Origin of the sequence: Neisseria sp. HMSC056A03, assembly GCF_001815685.1 — a bacterium.
In the GTDB taxonomy this organism is placed as follows: Bacteria; Pseudomonadota; Gammaproteobacteria; order Burkholderiales; family Neisseriaceae; genus Neisseria; species Neisseria subflava.
On the sequence record NZ_KV821641.1, the window covers coordinates 1 to 14,388 of the forward strand.

Genomic DNA, 14,388 nt, shown 5'->3' on the forward strand with positions numbered 1-14,388 from the left:
ATACGCCTCACAACAAAACCAGTCAACACCCAATTTCAAAAAAATTAAAAATTTCTCACAACTATCTGTATTTAAATAATTTAAAATTTATTGAATTTTATCATTCAATAGATAAACCAGATACCCTAAGATAAATAGCCCTGTGGCTTTACTCTTAATTGCCACATTCAACACTCTATATCTCTATATTACTGGCGCTTTAGTCCCATCTACTCTTACAATCTCTACTTTCTCCAATAAAACAATCATAAATTCTAGAATAGTCCCTATTATGAGTGACGAAAAGATTCAACAAAAATTTGAACAAGCATATCACTCTTTTATCGAAGAGGAAAATTACGAGGAAGCGCTAAAACGTGCCGAGATTCTTTGCCTTCTCAATCCGCAATCTGCAGAATTTCATCATAAAGTTGCTTATGCCTATCTGAAGCAATTGAAATGGGAAAAGCCATTGAGGCTGAAATGAAAACGCCAGAGCTGGATAGTACCTATATTCCTGCTTTGGATTTACTTGCGCACGCTTATGGCGCTCTAGATAATTGGGAAAAAACCGGGTTTTACGGTCATCAGGCTTTGGCCCTAAAAGATAAAGCTATTCCAGACCTAGAGCATGAAATCATTCCGATACCGGCTCCAAAAAACGGCAAACGGATTATCTCCTTTTCTTTATTTGGCAATAATTCCAAATATATTGAGCCTGCCGTCTTAAATACCCAGCTTGCACCTGTGCTTTTCCCCGGTTGGACATGTCGTTTTTATGTCGACGATTCTGTATCGGCTGAAGCTATTCAACGATTTAGAAATAACGGAGCAGAAGTAATTAAAGTTGGCGCTCCATTGGACAACTGGCCGGGTACGATGTGGCGCTTTCTTGCCATTAATGATCCTGAGGTTGAATACGTTATTTTCCGTGATGCAGACTCTATTATTTGTTATCGTGATGCAGCGGCCGTATCCGAATGGATAAAAAGTGGCACCCTATTCCACACTATTCGCGACTCAGGCTCGCATACCGCCCTAATTCTTGCAGGTATGTGGGGCGCTAAAGCGGGTGCAGTCCCAGATATGCAGGAAAGGATTCAAAACTTTGTCGACGAGGGCTACCCTTCCAGACATTTTGCCGACCAAGATTTTCTAGAAAAAGAATTGTGGGCCTATATCCGTCAGAATCTGTTCGCACATGACAGATTATTTGATTTCTGTAATGCACACGAAATTCCCGGCGAGTTTTACCCTAATTATCAAATCGCTTTCAGCGAAGGGGTTACCAGCTTTAACGCAACGACTGATTGTGAAGACGGCAGCCTGGCAAAATGGACGCTGTACTCCAGTGCTTCGCCTTTGGTCAATCCGGACTACTCGCTCAATGTTGTTCCTAAATTTAAAGTCTGCAGTTATGTGACTGAAGTAAAAAACGGAGCGGTTTCTGAAACCAAATGAGATAAATATATAGGAATGATGAGATAAATGGGAAGAAGTGGGATGATGGGGGATGAGGCGGGATGGGAAAAGTGAAAAAGAGTTGCAAATAGTGCAACAAAAAACGGACGGTTTTTTATCGTCCGTTTTTTGTTGTCAGAGTCCTTTTTTGAGTGCGGCAATGGCGATGTCTAGGATTCGGCGTTCGGCGTCCGGTTGGAGTTCGCCGTTGCCGTTGATGGGGAGGTAGGGGCGCGCGGGGAGGTTGGTTTTGTGGCCGCGCCCCGCTTGGCCGCCGAGGTGGTGGATGGCGGCGTATTTTTTGTTGCTGCCGATGCGGGCATAGTTGCTGCCAACCTGTGTGGTCAGGCTGGCGGCGAGTTGCCCGCTTTTTTGCAGGGTCTTGCCTCCCTCGTCTGCGGCGCGACGGCTTTGTTTCCACCGCTGTCCGCTCCATCTTTGTCATTTTTAGTAAGCTCGACGCTGTAAGTCGTGTTGATAGCGTTTCATTAAATTTTCAAAATCACGCATCGTCATTTTTGCAGCTTCATTAGGATTAAAATTCTGACTGTTCACATTGTATGTCGGGTTGAAATAGATGGTAACAGCATTTGAACCTATACTTTGCCCTTGTATGCCCGCTTCTTTATCTTGCCTAGCTTGTGATAATTGAGAATATCGAAGTGCAGTTTCTGACAAATCGGCATTTTCAATTCTATTTTGCAGTTTGTCTGATAAACGGCTCATTTGGCTTAAAGGTTGAGTTTGCCCTCGTTTTAATCCGATATTCAGGCCGTCCATTAAAAAGCCGCCATACTGCATAAATACACGACTTGGGGAATGTATTCTGTTGGGAATGGTAAATCCTAACTGAAGCCTTGCCGCAAAATTCTTCATTACCGCAATGGCTTCTGCTGCTTTAGCTTTAATTCCATTAATCAGACCGGTAATCAACATTTGCCCAAAACCGGTAAATGTTGCGGGCAAGGTCACGCCAAACCAATTCAGTACGGCGGCAAAGGTTTGATAAAATAATCCAATAGGTGACCAATTCAGAATTTGGGCAGATATGTTCACTATGCCACTGCTGAAAAAAGCCTGAATATTTGTCCATGCAGCACTAAAAAACATACTTACCGAATTGGCAACATTTCCTACCAAGTTCCCTAAATCCTGCCACAATAATTTAGCACCGCCGACAACACTATCCCAATTGGTATAAAGCAAATATGCAGCTGTTGCCATTGCGGTAAATGCCAATCCAATCGGTGTCATCAATAATGTCCGCCCCAACATCAAAAAGGCATTACTCAACATAGGCAAAAATCTTACCAGTTTCAAAACGACTGTTTGCGCAAAAATTCCAAAAACTTTAAACATGCCGCCGAAACCGGCAAGCAAACCTTGTCCAAATGCTTTAAACAACGGCAATCCGCGCATTAAAACAGTACCTAATCCTTTAAAGACCCCAAGGAAACGGGAACCGACGGAAAGCACACCGCGCCATGTTGCAGAAAGCAAAGAACTTGCTTTTGCTGCTGTTTTGGCAGACATTCCGAACATTCTTAAAAACATCTGCATTTTTCCGACTTTACCCAATCGCATTAGTTGAACAAGACGGAATGAAGCACTTAATTTGGCAAAGGCAATACCTACTGAACGAACGGGCATCATCAGCATACTAAACCCGTAGGCAAGGCCTAAAACAGCCAATTTCCCTGCAAACAAACCTGCAAATAATCCCGCGCCTGTTTTAATCAGTTCTTTGTTTTGCTGAAGCCATGGCTGGAAAGTATTTTCCAAAAAATCCTGTGCGGTTTTGGCAAATTTTTGAATATCAGGTGCAAAAGCACTGCCGAAAATAGCCGCCGTATGTTCGGCCACACCGCCCAAACTTTCCAAAGCAGCCCCTAAAGTTGCGGTTTTCGTGGCAATCCGTGAATCTAAATCGGCCTGTTCACGCATCAGTTTCAGATTCGCTTCCAAACCGGCACGACCTTTTTCAGCAATAGTTAAGGCCGTCCGTTTTGCTTGCGCTCCGAACAATTCGTCAGCCACAATTGAAGCGGCTTCGTCTCCCTGTTCCTGTTTGATTTTTTTTAGCTTTTCCAACTCTGAAATCATGCCTTCCAAGCCTTTGAATTTTCCTGACTTATCGAAAAATTCAAAATCAACATTGGATTTTTCCAAAATATCTTTGGCAATTTTTTTCATACCGCTTTTGGCCATAGCAAGCTGTTTCGGTCCTGCTGCCATTTGGTCAAGCATCATGGAGAAATTTGTACCGAACTGGCTGCCTTCCAATCCGACTTGTGCGCCCATACCTTCGATGGCCATCATCTTTTCATAATTGCCCAATCCTTTGAGATTCAGCATATTCATCGTTGGCGCGTTGTATTTCATCGATTCGAACATGTCTTCTTTATTCATGCCGAAACCGAAATAAGCCCGCTGCGTTATATCTGCGGCTTTGGCAAATTCACTTTCGTTCAACCCCCGCGCTTCAATCAATTTAGCAAAGAACGCGCCGCCTTCCTCTTGATTCATCTGCATCACGGTATTCAGCTTTGCAGATGTATGCAAACCGCCGTTTGTCAGCAAAGAATCTGATAAACCTTGGGATTTCAAAGCCTTTCCAAGGCGGAAGAAATCTGCGGTTGTTCCCGGCAATTCTTTTCCCAGTTTCACGACCTCCCTGCGAACCGTTTCAAATGCACCAAAACTGCCGTTTGATTTCTGCATGGCCATTTTTAAATCGGTTTCGGCAGATTCTTCTTTCAGAAAGATTTTGACCGACGAAATAATGGGCGCGGCGGCAACCGCCCCATGACCGGCAGTATCCATCATCTCGCTTCGCAAGCCCCTTCGGTATGCCTTGGCTTTTTCCTGCTTTCCAAGCGCAATATTCAGCTTTCTTTGAGCTGCCTGCGCTTTTTCAATGGACTTACCTAATAAATCGTATTGGGCGCGCATCACCCCTAAGCTGCTTTTTCCGGTTGCCAAACCTTTGGCAATAGACTTGCCCAAAGATTCCTGCTTGCGTGTTACGTTTTGGATTTCGCTTCCCAATTCCTTAACGGTATTCTTCGCACGTCCGAAAATTGAAGAAAAACCTGCACGGATACCCGCACCGATAACAACACTGACTGCTAATTCACTTGACATTTCAGCTTCCTGTTTGGAAAATTAATTGATGGAAAGGACGGCAAAATCATGACAACACAACATCAGTTTGAAGACGGCCATACCGAAACAGACAATCTGCCTTTGGATTTTTCCGACTATGTCGAAATCACAGGCAAGGTAATCTTTTGCCTTTTCAATGCCGGACTGTTTATCTGGATATTTTCAGGCCTGTTTGATGCGGCCAGCCCTGTTTTCTCCGCTGTTTTTGCCGTCTTTATCGGCCTGTTTGTCTTAATCTGCGCATCTCCGGCAACCGCTTTGGCTGCCTACCTGTTCTCCATAGTATTTTCGGGCGCATTGGCTATCGCCAACCGCCCGAAAACATCATGATTTCACATATCCTGCTTTGATTTGGCGCGTTGCCTGTTCCAGCCAGCCGTTAAATTCCGCTAAAGTCATGCGGTACATCACTTCAGGCGGCCAACCGTACCACCACGCCAAATCAGAAACCGCTTTATTCAGTTCCGCCGGTTCCACCTGCGGAATTGCGAAAAAAGAGCTGCAATTTCTGATAATCGGCCAAATCCAGCAAATCCAAATCTTCCGGCACCAAGCCCGTAATACGAGCCATCATGGCCAGTTCCTGTTCCGCATCGGTTTTCAAACCGGCAACCGCGCGCAAATCGCCCACGGTCAAACGGCGGACGGGCAACGATTCCAACAGTTTTTCACCGTTTGCCGTGTGAATACGGATAGGGTAGTCCAATTTTACCGATTGGATGTTTGCCGCTTCGTTTTTTACCTGCATTTGATTCATGTCTGTTCCTTTAATGGGTATTAATACAACGAGACAAATATAAGTCAGCTATATTCTGGCAAACATTAATACTCTTTAAAAAAAGCAAACAGGCCGTCTGAAATTCAGACGGCCTGTTTCAAAATTATCGACATCGGTAATTTTACCCGATGTTTCCATATCACCAAATGCGACGACGTCGTCGCATTTGAAAACGGCCGCCAGTGTCCATTTTTAAAATAAATTACCCAAATTTTCCGACGTCGGAAAATTTGCACGGCTAAAAACTTGAACGCCGCTCCGCTTTAGACGCATCAAACAGCCGTTTGAGATAGGCAAAAGTTGCGATGTCGCAACTTTTGCGCTTTCCTTTTCGATTTGCAATCTAAAACCGACGGCAAAATCGTTTTTAAGTCGGTCAGGAATGCGCCTGACCGATGGGAAATGTACAAAACGCAACTTAGGCTGTCTGAATGCAAACAAGCCTGAAAACGGCGGATTTAAGCAGTTCCAAAAATACAAGGCAAACAGGTCAAATGTGACGCTGGCGTCACATTTGAAAGACGGTAACCTACCCGATTTTCAGGCGGCCTGTTGAAAAAGTCCCGACGTCGGGACTTTTTGTTTCGGATATTTCGGCAACAAATGCGACGACGTCGTCGCATTTAAAAATGGACGATGTCGTCCATTTTGAAGCAGTATTTTCCAAATTTACCGCCAGCAGTAAATTTAAATATATAAAAATCAAGTATTTATTTAGTTTTACTTCTAAAAGCGACGCCGGCGTCGCTTTTGAATCTTTCCCGCTGGCGGGAAAGATTCACCTCAAAGACGGTAAGTCAAATGTCCAAATGTGCCGCCAGCGGCACATTTGGGCAGATTACCCGATGTCGGGTAATTTGTATGTGATACGTCAATCAAAACGGACGCCAGCGTCCGTTTTACACCTTTAATCAGGTATCAACAGCCCAATCAGGAAATGTAACGCCGGCGTTACATTTGAACTTTTCCGGACATCAGGAAAAGTTGCAGCTAAAACGAAATGCGACGACGTCGTCGCATTTGAATCTTTGCCGACATCGGCAAAGATTTGTTTCCCAAACATTCCCCAAAATGCACGCTGGCGTGCATTTTCAAATTTGCTGCAAAATACCGCTTGACTTTTCAGCGCAAGCGCATAATAATGAATCCGCTGCTTTCAATAGAGCAGCCAGCCGTGAGAAGCTGATACAGAATAGGCAAACACCGCCTGATTGGTTTGGCTTCAGTCCAAACAAGATGCGGATTTTTTACGTTTGCATTTCCCCTAGTGTGCCTTTTTCTTATGGTAGGCAGGGGCAAGGCGGGCATCTGCCCACCGGTTCTATTCTGCCGGTTTCTCACACCTTGCCCTTTGTCTGCCGCCTCGCCGTGTGAGAACGGAAAGGCGGCATCAACCGATAAGAATAGAAAGGCCATATCATGAAAACCTCTCAAACCGATACTCTGAAAAACTTCCAAGATTCCGATGCGCCGCAATGCCTGTATGACGGCCAAAATAATATTTACAAGCTGAACGAAGCGGCATACCGGCAGATAGCGCATATTGCCGATATGTTGGCGGCTATGTCCTGCTATTCACGCGGCGGCGACAAGCGGGAAGAACAGTTATTCAACACGCTGCATTTTGCCGCCGAAACGCTGGAACAAAGCCTGTCTTGGAATTGCGAATAATCCAGATTGTATAAACAGTCCATACCTGAAAACGGTATGGGCTGTTTTTTTAATGCGCTTTAAAACGCAATCGCCTGAATATCGCTTTAATATGTGTTAAATGGCGATAGGAAAGGGAAATTTTGATGAACAACTACTTAGAAGCAGCACAAAATGCCCGACGTGAAGCGGAAATTCGGGCTAAAACAGCACAGGCGGAATTAGCGGCTTTCCATGACAAACAGGCAAGGGAAAAATGGGGCAAACTGCATGCAGATAATGCGGAATTTGTTGAGAACCTGATACGGGAAGGCCGCCTGATGCCGCGTGACCGTGCTTTGTTTGTTCACGCTTTGGATTTTGCGGAAATGCCTGAAACATGCGTTGAATTCAGCGAATACGACAATGGGCAATCATTAAATTCGGCATTGCGAGAACGCTTGGATTTTTATTTGAAATAAAAGAGAAAAAGCGCATTGCGCTGATTCTCTAGGAATTCCGGCAATACGCTTTTTGTAACCCAATCTAACAACTGACTATCCGATGATTTCAGAAGATAGGGATAGATTAAAAGAATAAGCCTTTGGCGGATTTTAATTTGTATTAATAAATTAGTGGCAAGGCATTCTGACAAAAATGCAGCGGCCATCTACCCGATTCATGGCTTGAATATTACAGGCGGCGGGGAAACTTTAATTCTCAAAACAGGAATTTGAAAATGGGCAGTAAATCAAGAACAAATATCAAAGGTGATGAAGTTTTAACCTACATTGCCGATAAAGTAACCGAAGTTTTAAATCAGCGCGCCGTTCCTAAATCGGTTGTTGCTGCGGCAGCTTTGGCCGTTTCGGACGGCATATCTGAAACCTTTGGCGGACAACTGATTTACTTTAGAAACGGGCATTCAAATTCGTCCGCAGAACGCCGTCTTTCAATCATTGCCGATTTTGAAACAGGTAATTATTCGTGTGGTGAATTAGCCTCTAAATACGGTATTTCATTGCAACAAGTCTACCGAATTTTGAAAGTAGGTTGAAATGAATTTATCTCTGAAACGCTTTCAGATTTTCCGTGTGGGAACGCACTGGGATTCTAAAGGACGGCGTCGCCAGTTTTCCGCGCAAATGCTGAAAGATATTGCCGACGAACACAACAGCCGCACCAATGGCCGCGCCGCTTTGTTTATCGGGCATGGAGAATACCGCGAAATTGGGAAATTCCCCAAAGGGTTAAAGCCGCTTGGACTAGTTCATGAATTGGGATTTGATGGCAAAAATCTGTATGCCAATGCCTTTATTACCGCAGAATTGTTGAGCATGGTAAGAAAAGGCATGTATAGGCACGTTTCAGCAGGGTTTGACCCCTTTCCCAGTGGCCTAAAACTGAATCACATTGCCTTTTTGAATAATCCAGCTGTTAAAGGTATGGAACCGCTGAATTTTTCTGAAATATCCACACCATACATCACATTTGAAATGGATATTGATTTTTCCGAATCCAAACTGCCAATCTTCCAAAACGAATCGCAAAAGCTGGATTATTTAGCCCGAGAATATCAAAAGCAACATCCCGATGTAACCTATTATCAGGCCGTGAAAGCCTGTATTCATTTGACGAACTACCGATGAAAGACCAAACACCATGAACAAAACAAAAGCCATTGAATCTGCAAAATCTGCACTACAAGCCTTTCAAAATCAGGCCGCCGCAATCCGTAAGGAACGTGAAGATGTAGCGGGGCAAATTGAAAAACTGAAAAGCGAAATCAAACGCTTGCGCGATATGCCCGTAAGCAAGACGGATTTCAGCCTATTACTGAAAGAACATATTGCCGCCGAGAGCAAACAGGCAGAACAGATTTTGATTGACCTCTTGACGAGCGAACGGCGCGGTTTCGGCGAAAACGCCGCGATTGAAATACCGAGTTACAGCAATATGCCTTTAAATGAGCTTGAAACACACACAATAGGCAGAAAGGAATACGGTACATTGCGCGAAAACTGGATTTTCTCCGGCTTCCGCGCGGCACACGGCGAATTCTTATCAGGCAATTTTTTCAGCCATGGAGAAGACCGTACATTAAGCACACTTTGTTACTTCGTCCCCGATGCGGTTCACAGCCGAATTATGCAAACCATTGAAACCGCCATCGGTTCAAAATGGGGAAACGAAGAACTGCCGAGCATTTCCGAACGCCGCGAAACCATTGCAGACCTGCAAACCGAAATAGAAGACATGCAGGCGTGCTTGGCAGGCCTAGACGAGGCATTAGTGAATTTAACGAAGCAACTGCACCCGCACCGATCGAATTAGACGAGCAAACCCGCCTGTTTCTCGCAAATTATAGATAATAACTAATGTAACATAAAAAAATCCTGCCTTTGTTTGGCAGGATTTGAAACATTATTGCAGCGTGTGAAATAAGTTTAAAAAGTGTTTTTCTCAAAAATTAGCGCGTAATTTCTCGCGTGGCTTCAGGTTTCAGCATTTTTGCCGAAGAGATATGGCAATGCGATTAAAGCAAAACTGGCCAGAATCAACATCGAACAAATATAATTTGATTTGATTCCTATATATCTCATTTAATGAGCCTGTTATTTATGAGCAAACACATTCTCCTCGGCATTACCGGCGGTATTGCGGCGTATAAATCTTGCGAACTGGTCAGGCTGCTGAAAAAGCAAGGACATTCTGTATCAGTAGTGATGACGGATTCTGCGACAGAATTTGTCTCCCCACTGACTTTCCAAGCTTTAACTGGCAACCCTGTTTTATCGGATACCTATTCAGGTGCTTCCAATAATGGCATGGCGCACATCAATCTGACGCGTGAAGCCGACGCATTTCTTATTGCGCCAGCCACTGCCAATACGATTGCCAAAATTGCCAATGGATTAGCTGATAATCTACTGACCAACTTGGTGGCAGCTAGAAAATGTCCTTTGGCCGTTGCACCTGCAATGAATGTCGAAATGTGGAACAACCCTGCCAACCTGCGCAATATTGAGCAACTGGTTTCAGACGGCATTACCGTGTTTTACCCAAACAGCGGCGAACAGGCTTGCGGTGAAACAGGTACAGGCAGAATGGTCGAAGCGGTCGATCTGGCAGATTTGCTAGAAGATTTATGGACACCCAAGCTACTGAGCGGCAAAAAAGTTCTGATTACAGCCGGCGCAACGTTTGAAGCCATTGATCCTGTCCGCGGCATTACCAATATTTCCAGCGGACAAATGGGCATGGCTTTAGCGCGCGCGTGCCGTGCTGCCGGAGCGAAAGTCACGCTGATTTACGGTCAAATTCAGACGGCCTTGCCAGCAGGCTTGGCTCATTTCGAACAAGCTGTCAGCGCAGAAGCCATGTATCAGGCAGTTCACCGCCATATCCATGAGCAGGATGTCTTTATTTCCGTTGCAGCCGTTGCAGACTATAAAGTCAAAAACAGCAGCAACGAGAAACTGAAGAAAAACGGTAATCAGCCCCCGGTTATCGAACTGACGGAAAATCCAGATATTCTCGCATCCGTTGCCGCCCTGCCTTCTCCACCATTCTGCGTTGGCTTTGCTGCCGAAAGCCATCAGGTTTTGAAATTTGCACGGGCAAAACGTTTGCGCAAAAACGTACCGATGCTGGTAGCCAACCAAGTTTCCGTTTCCATGGGTAAGCCAACCAATCAAATCACCATTATTGATGACCTTGCCGAAACTTCATTTCCGGAAACATCCAAACGCCAAGCAGCGGATGAAATCGTCAAACGCCTGGCTGAATTGTTGACTTAATCAAACAAAAGGCCGTCTGAAAGTTTTTCAGACGGCCTTTTGTTCAAACACATCAAATTACAAACCCAATTCGCGCAGAAAACGAATATCATCTGCCCAACCGGATTTTACTTTCACCCAAATCTTCAAAAAAACTTTGGTATCAAACAATTTTTCCATATCAAGGCGGGCTTCAGTAGAAATTTTCTTCAATTTCTCCCCACCCTTGCCAATCAAAATCGCCTTTTGGCTGTCTTTATCGACCAACACAGCGATATGAATGCGGAACAGTCCGCTTTCCTCTTCCTCAAACTGCTCCACTTCAACATTCATCGCATACGGCAGCTCTTCGCCCAAATAGCGGAACAGTTTTTCACGCACAATTTCCATCGCCAGGAATCGGCTGGATTTGTCCGTGACCATATCTTCCGGATACATCGGGATACTTTCCGGCAGATAAGGCTTGAGCAGTTCCAACAGATTGGCAATACGCAGGCCATGTTTCGCGCTGACTGCCTCGCTGGCGGCAAATTCAAACTCTTGGCGTACTTCATTGATAAACGCCTCAAGCGCAAATTTATCTTTGGCTTTATCTTTATCGATTTTATTGACCACCAATACCACAGGCGTATGCTTAGGCAACTGCTTCAGTACCACGCGGTCGGCATCGGTAAAGCGCATGGCTTCCACCACAAAAATTACCACGTCCACGCCGCTCAACGCTTCGGTTACGTTTTGATTAAGACGGTCATTCAAAGCATTGCGGTGATTGGTTTGAAAACCCGGCGTATCGACAAACACAAATTGCGCCGTGTCGTCGGTGTAAATACCAGTTACACGGTTGCGCGTGGTTTGTGCTTTTTTACTGGTAATACTAATTTTCTGACCGATTAAATGGTTCATCAGCGTGGATTTGCCGACATTAGGACGACCCACGATGGCCACAAAGCCGCAACGATAATCCGTCGGGTGTTGCGACTCGTTCTGCAAAAAGGTTTCGATATCCATTTATAGATGACTTTCTTGGATTGTTTCAGACGGCCTTTGCATTTTCTCAAAGGCCGTCTAAAGTATTATTTTTTAGATTTTTTCAAAGGAAACTTCTGTTCCAACCATTCTAAGGCTTCACATGCCGCTTTTTGCTCGGCTACTTTCCGACTGCTGCCGCGTGCGTTACAGATGAAACCGAGTTCGCCCAAATCACAGGAAATCACAAACATCGCATCAGCCGTTTGCTCCGCCTGCTCTTCGATTCGGTATTTCGGCAGGGCAAAGCGGCGTGCCTGCAAGGCTTCCTGCAAAGCGGTTTTACTGTCTTTCTTGCCGATATTCAAATCCGCACGTTTCACGCGTTCCGCAAACAAATGGCGAACCACTTTTTCCGCCGCAGAAAAATCCGCGTCAAAACTGACCGCCGCAAACATCGCCTCCATCGCATCGGCCAAAATCGAAGGCCGTCTGAAACCGCCGCTCTTCAACTCGCCGGCACCCAAATACAAACCGTCGCCGACATTCATTTCCAACGCGATTTCAGCCAACACGCCTTCATTCACCAAAGCCGCGCGCATCCGCGACAACTCGCCTTCCGACAATTTCGGAAACGCGTCAAACAACATCCGCGCCACGGAATAGTTCAAAATCGAATCGCCGACAAATTCAAAACGCTCATTGTGTTTGGCATTGTAGCTGCGGTGGGTCAAAGCCTGCTGAAGCAGCTCCATATTGCGGAACTCATAGCCCAGACGCTTTTGAATCGCTCGATGCGCCTGCTGTTTGAGCAAATCAGGTTTCATTCCATACTTTCAAAAAACAGCCGGAAAGTACGCCTCATCCGCAGTGAAACAAAATAAAAAGGCTACACCGGCAACTTTTTTATTTTGGCTCATTGTTTCTTGCGTCCCTCAAGCCGATAAACAATCAAAAGCCGTCACGTTCAAACCTGACGGCACTTGCCGACATTGTACCATCAAACCGCCCCTGCACACATCCGTGCGGAAAAGCGGCGAATCGTGTAAAATCATGCCAAATCATCTCTTTGTCAACTCCATGAACAAATTTGCCCAAGCATTGGCCGCAGCGCTCGACCGCTGCATCGTCACCAACACCGTCGCCGAACGAGGCGAGCCCGTCGGCTTCCTCTACCGTGAAGCCCCCGTATTTGAAAACGACAGCGGCTGGCGTATTTTCAGCGGCGACGAAACCGACGAATACACCGACAATCCCGACAACTTCAGCATTGTCAGCCTCTCCGCCATTACCGCAGACAACCCCGACATCGCGCCCCTGCTGACTCAGGCAGAAGGCAGCGCGTGGGAATTGAACGAAGACGGCGAGTTCCAAGCCGTTGCCGATTGGCAGCCGCAAGAATAACCCACCCATTTCGTTTCAGACGGCCCCCTTCATAACAAGGCCGTCTGAAACCGAGCCGAATCCCTATTTCACAAATATTGAAGGAATCATCATGAACATTATCGAACCACGCCTCGATGGCACCAACCTGCGCATCGGCATCGTTCAAGCCCGCTTTACCAACGAAATCGGCAGCGAAATGGTCAAAGTTTGCTGCCGCACCTTAAAAGAATTGGGCGTATCCGAAGACAACATCACGCTTGCCACCGTTCCCGGCGCGCTTGAAGTGCCTATCGCGCTGATGAACCTCGCTTCATCCGAACAATTCGATGCCCTGATTGCCATCGGCGTTGTCATTCGTGGCGAAACCTACCACTTTGAATTGGTATCCAATGAGTCCGGCGCAGGTGTCAGCCGCGTTGCCCTTGACTACAACATCCCTATCGCTAACGCTATCCTGACGACTGAAAACGACGAACAAGCCGTTGCACGCATTGAAGAAAAAGCCTCCGATGCCGCCAAAGTTGCCGTAGAATGTGCCAACTTGGTCAACCATCTTTTGTCAGAACAATACGAAGACGACGAAGAATAAGCTTCTCCCCGTATTGAATACCGCATATTTTCAGACGGCCTCTCAATCATGACATTGAGGCCGTCTGAATCATTCAATATTCAGCCGACAACCATCGGCACTCTCTTCACAAGGAATACCCATGAAAAGCCCACGCCGCCGCGCACGCGAGCTTGCCGTACAAGCTATTTATCAAGCAGGCATCAACAAAACAGCCGCTCCCGAAATCGCCAAAAACATCCACGAACTGTCCCAAACATCCAATATGGATGAAGAGCTGTTCAACAAACTGTTTTTCGGCGCACAAACCCATGCCGAAGAATACATGGAAAAAATCAGCCCCCTGCTCGACCGCGACGAAAAAGACCTCAGTCCTATCGAACGCGCCGTTTTGCTGGTTGCCTGCCATGAGCTGAGCACCATGCCTGAAACCCCCTACCCTGTCATCATCAACGAAGCCATCGAAGTCACCAAAACTTTCGGCGGCACCGATGGCCATAAATTCGTCAACGGCATCCTCGACCAACTGGCTTCACGCATCCGCCCTGACGAACCGCGCCGCAAAGGCTAAGATTGACTTCGCATCAGGTCGGGATTACCGATCTTTGCCCTGTTTAAGCTAATGTCCTTATACAGCCAAACCATCAAAAAGGCCGTCTGAAATTCAGACGGCCTTT

At 45.9% G+C, this 14,388-nt stretch carries 18 protein-coding genes and 1 pseudogene; 13 read left to right on the plus strand and 6 right to left on the minus strand.

The window, feature by feature from the left end; translation table 11 throughout:
• The first annotated feature begins 271 nt into the window (after positions 1 to 271).
• Together HMPREF3052_RS12065 and HMPREF3052_RS06925 are read left to right on the plus strand one after the other, a co-directional pair.
• Positions 272 to 466 carry a hypothetical protein gene (locus HMPREF3052_RS12065; RefSeq protein WP_224783471.1) on the plus strand — a complete coding sequence of 65 codons (195 nt, stop codon included), beginning with the start codon at positions 272 to 274 and terminating at the stop codon, positions 464 to 466.
• Positions 439 to 1,440: a hypothetical protein gene (locus HMPREF3052_RS06925; RefSeq protein WP_283126965.1), complete on the plus strand. Its 1,002-nt coding sequence runs from the start codon at positions 439 to 441 to the stop codon at positions 1,438 to 1,440. Before HMPREF3052_RS12065 ends, HMPREF3052_RS06925 begins: the two co-directional genes overlap by 28 nt.
• A gap of 135 nt (positions 1,441 to 1,575) precedes the next feature.
• Here HMPREF3052_RS06925 and HMPREF3052_RS11410 read toward each other — a convergent pair.
• Both HMPREF3052_RS11410 and HMPREF3052_RS06935 read right to left on the minus strand, forming a co-directional pair.
• Positions 1,576 to 1,869 (minus strand): annotated as a pseudogene (locus HMPREF3052_RS11410) (phage virion morphogenesis protein); the annotation flags it as partial.
• An 18-nt stretch (positions 1,870 to 1,887) separates the two neighbouring features.
• Positions 1,888 to 4,584, minus strand: a complete 2,697-nt coding sequence (locus HMPREF3052_RS06935) for a phage tail tape measure protein (RefSeq protein WP_070749302.1) — start codon at positions 4,582 to 4,584, stop codon at positions 1,888 to 1,890.
• A gap of 48 nt (positions 4,585 to 4,632) precedes the next feature.
• Between HMPREF3052_RS06935 and HMPREF3052_RS06940 the strand changes: the two genes are divergently transcribed.
• On the plus strand, positions 4,633 to 4,935 hold the full coding sequence (locus HMPREF3052_RS06940; protein WP_070749303.1) for a hypothetical protein: 303 nt from the start codon (positions 4,633 to 4,635) through the stop codon (positions 4,933 to 4,935).
• Here HMPREF3052_RS06940 and HMPREF3052_RS11635 read toward each other — a convergent pair.
• Both HMPREF3052_RS11635 and HMPREF3052_RS06950 read right to left on the minus strand, forming a co-directional pair.
• On the minus strand, positions 4,930 to 5,082 hold the full coding sequence (locus tag HMPREF3052_RS11635) for a GpE family phage tail protein (protein WP_070749304.1): 153 nt from the start codon (positions 5,080 to 5,082) through the stop codon (positions 4,930 to 4,932). The genes HMPREF3052_RS06940 and HMPREF3052_RS11635 overlap by 6 nt on opposite strands.
• Complete coding sequence (locus HMPREF3052_RS06950) at positions 5,060 to 5,362, minus strand: phage tail assembly protein (RefSeq protein ID WP_070749305.1); 303 nt, start codon at positions 5,360 to 5,362, stop codon at positions 5,060 to 5,062. Before HMPREF3052_RS06950 ends, HMPREF3052_RS11635 begins: the two co-directional genes overlap by 23 nt.
• Before the next feature lie 650 nt (positions 5,363 to 6,012).
• Here HMPREF3052_RS06950 and HMPREF3052_RS06955 point away from each other — a divergent pair.
• From HMPREF3052_RS06955 to coaBC, 7 genes are all read left to right on the plus strand, one after another.
• A complete protein-coding gene (locus HMPREF3052_RS06955) occupies positions 6,013 to 6,294 on the plus strand; it encodes a hypothetical protein (RefSeq protein ID WP_070749306.1) in 282 nt (93 codons plus the stop codon).
• 508 nt (positions 6,295 to 6,802) lie between these two features.
• Positions 6,803 to 7,054: a hypothetical protein gene (locus HMPREF3052_RS06965; protein WP_070749308.1), complete on the plus strand. Its 252-nt coding sequence runs from the start codon at positions 6,803 to 6,805 to the stop codon at positions 7,052 to 7,054.
• A gap of 125 nt (positions 7,055 to 7,179) precedes the next feature.
• Positions 7,180 to 7,494, plus strand: coding sequence for a hypothetical protein (locus HMPREF3052_RS06970; RefSeq protein ID WP_070749309.1), 315 nt, complete (start codon positions 7,180 to 7,182; stop codon positions 7,492 to 7,494).
• A 257-nt stretch (positions 7,495 to 7,751) separates the two neighbouring features.
• Positions 7,752 to 8,069 (plus strand): Mor transcription activator family protein, encoded by a 318-nt coding sequence (locus tag HMPREF3052_RS06975; RefSeq protein WP_070749310.1) that lies wholly within the window; start codon positions 7,752 to 7,754, stop codon positions 8,067 to 8,069.
• Position 8,070: 1 nt separating this feature from the next.
• Positions 8,071 to 8,661 carry a hypothetical protein gene (locus HMPREF3052_RS06980; protein WP_141756621.1) on the plus strand — a complete coding sequence of 197 codons (591 nt, stop codon included), beginning with the start codon at positions 8,071 to 8,073 and terminating at the stop codon, positions 8,659 to 8,661.
• Between the two features lie 13 nt (positions 8,662 to 8,674).
• Positions 8,675 to 9,346 (plus strand): hypothetical protein, encoded by a 672-nt coding sequence (locus HMPREF3052_RS06985; RefSeq protein ID WP_070749312.1) that lies wholly within the window; start codon positions 8,675 to 8,677, stop codon positions 9,344 to 9,346.
• A 287-nt stretch (positions 9,347 to 9,633) separates the two neighbouring features.
• On the plus strand, positions 9,634 to 10,812 hold the full coding sequence (gene coaBC, locus HMPREF3052_RS06990; protein WP_070749528.1) for a bifunctional phosphopantothenoylcysteine decarboxylase/phosphopantothenate--cysteine ligase CoaBC: 1,179 nt from the start codon (positions 9,634 to 9,636) through the stop codon (positions 10,810 to 10,812).
• A gap of 57 nt (positions 10,813 to 10,869) precedes the next feature.
• Here the strand turns inward: coaBC and era are convergent, their stop codons facing one another.
• Both era and rnc read right to left on the minus strand, forming a co-directional pair.
• Entirely contained in the window at positions 10,870 to 11,799 is a 930-nt protein-coding gene (era, locus tag HMPREF3052_RS06995) for a GTPase Era (protein WP_070749313.1), read from the minus strand.
• Positions 11,800 to 11,864: 65 nt separating this feature from the next.
• Positions 11,865 to 12,584 (minus strand): ribonuclease III, encoded by a 720-nt coding sequence (gene rnc, locus HMPREF3052_RS07000; RefSeq protein ID WP_003748556.1) that lies wholly within the window; start codon positions 12,582 to 12,584, stop codon positions 11,865 to 11,867.
• Positions 12,585 to 12,837: 253 nt separating this feature from the next.
• On the opposite strand from rnc, the gene HMPREF3052_RS07005 reads away from it, so the two are divergent.
• From HMPREF3052_RS07005 to nusB, 3 genes are all read left to right on the plus strand, one after another.
• Positions 12,838 to 13,161 carry a DUF2185 domain-containing protein gene (locus tag HMPREF3052_RS07005; RefSeq protein WP_070749529.1) on the plus strand — a complete coding sequence of 108 codons (324 nt, stop codon included), beginning with the start codon at positions 12,838 to 12,840 and terminating at the stop codon, positions 13,159 to 13,161.
• 91 nt (positions 13,162 to 13,252) lie between these two features.
• Positions 13,253 to 13,732: a 6,7-dimethyl-8-ribityllumazine synthase gene (gene ribH / locus HMPREF3052_RS07010; protein WP_036493252.1), complete on the plus strand. Its 480-nt coding sequence runs from the start codon at positions 13,253 to 13,255 to the stop codon at positions 13,730 to 13,732.
• Positions 13,733 to 13,853: 121 nt separating this feature from the next.
• A complete protein-coding gene (gene nusB / locus HMPREF3052_RS07015) occupies positions 13,854 to 14,282 on the plus strand; it encodes a transcription antitermination factor NusB (protein ID WP_049350952.1) in 429 nt (142 codons plus the stop codon).
• Positions 14,283 to 14,388 lie beyond the last annotated feature (106 nt).

What these genes read in the sequence shown, in the direction of transcription:
- HMPREF3052_RS12065 (WP_224783471.1), top strand. Translation starts at nt 272, where the DNA reads ATGAGTGACGAAAAGATTCAACAAAAATTTGAACAAGCATATCACTCT.
- HMPREF3052_RS06925 (WP_283126965.1), top strand. Translation starts at nt 439, where the DNA reads ATGGGAAAAGCCATTGAGGCTGAAATGAAAACGCCAGAGCTGGATAGT.
- HMPREF3052_RS06935 (WP_070749302.1), bottom strand. Translation starts at nt 4,584, where the DNA reads ATGTCAAGTGAATTAGCAGTCAGTGTTGTTATCGGTGCGGGTATCCGT.
- HMPREF3052_RS06940 (WP_070749303.1), top strand. Translation starts at nt 4,633, where the DNA reads ATGACAACACAACATCAGTTTGAAGACGGCCATACCGAAACAGACAAT.
- HMPREF3052_RS06950 (WP_070749305.1), bottom strand. Translation starts at nt 5,362, where the DNA reads ATGAATCAAATGCAGGTAAAAAACGAAGCGGCAAACATCCAATCGGTA.
- HMPREF3052_RS06955 (WP_070749306.1), top strand. Translation starts at nt 6,013, where the DNA reads ATGGACGATGTCGTCCATTTTGAAGCAGTATTTTCCAAATTTACCGCC.
- HMPREF3052_RS06965 (WP_070749308.1), top strand. Translation starts at nt 6,803, where the DNA reads ATGAAAACCTCTCAAACCGATACTCTGAAAAACTTCCAAGATTCCGAT.
- HMPREF3052_RS06970 (WP_070749309.1), top strand. Translation starts at nt 7,180, where the DNA reads ATGAACAACTACTTAGAAGCAGCACAAAATGCCCGACGTGAAGCGGAA.
- HMPREF3052_RS06975 (WP_070749310.1), top strand. Translation starts at nt 7,752, where the DNA reads ATGGGCAGTAAATCAAGAACAAATATCAAAGGTGATGAAGTTTTAACC.
- HMPREF3052_RS06980 (WP_141756621.1), top strand. Translation starts at nt 8,071, where the DNA reads ATGAATTTATCTCTGAAACGCTTTCAGATTTTCCGTGTGGGAACGCAC.
- HMPREF3052_RS06985 (WP_070749312.1), top strand. Translation starts at nt 8,675, where the DNA reads ATGAACAAAACAAAAGCCATTGAATCTGCAAAATCTGCACTACAAGCC.
- coaBC (WP_070749528.1), top strand. Translation starts at nt 9,634, where the DNA reads ATGAGCAAACACATTCTCCTCGGCATTACCGGCGGTATTGCGGCGTAT.
- era (WP_070749313.1), bottom strand. Translation starts at nt 11,799, where the DNA reads ATGGATATCGAAACCTTTTTGCAGAACGAGTCGCAACACCCGACGGAT.
- rnc (WP_003748556.1), bottom strand. Translation starts at nt 12,584, where the DNA reads ATGAAACCTGATTTGCTCAAACAGCAGGCGCATCGAGCGATTCAAAAG.
- HMPREF3052_RS07005 (WP_070749529.1), top strand. Translation starts at nt 12,838, where the DNA reads ATGAACAAATTTGCCCAAGCATTGGCCGCAGCGCTCGACCGCTGCATC.
- ribH (WP_036493252.1), top strand. Translation starts at nt 13,253, where the DNA reads ATGAACATTATCGAACCACGCCTCGATGGCACCAACCTGCGCATCGGC.
- nusB (WP_049350952.1), top strand. Translation starts at nt 13,854, where the DNA reads ATGAAAAGCCCACGCCGCCGCGCACGCGAGCTTGCCGTACAAGCTATT.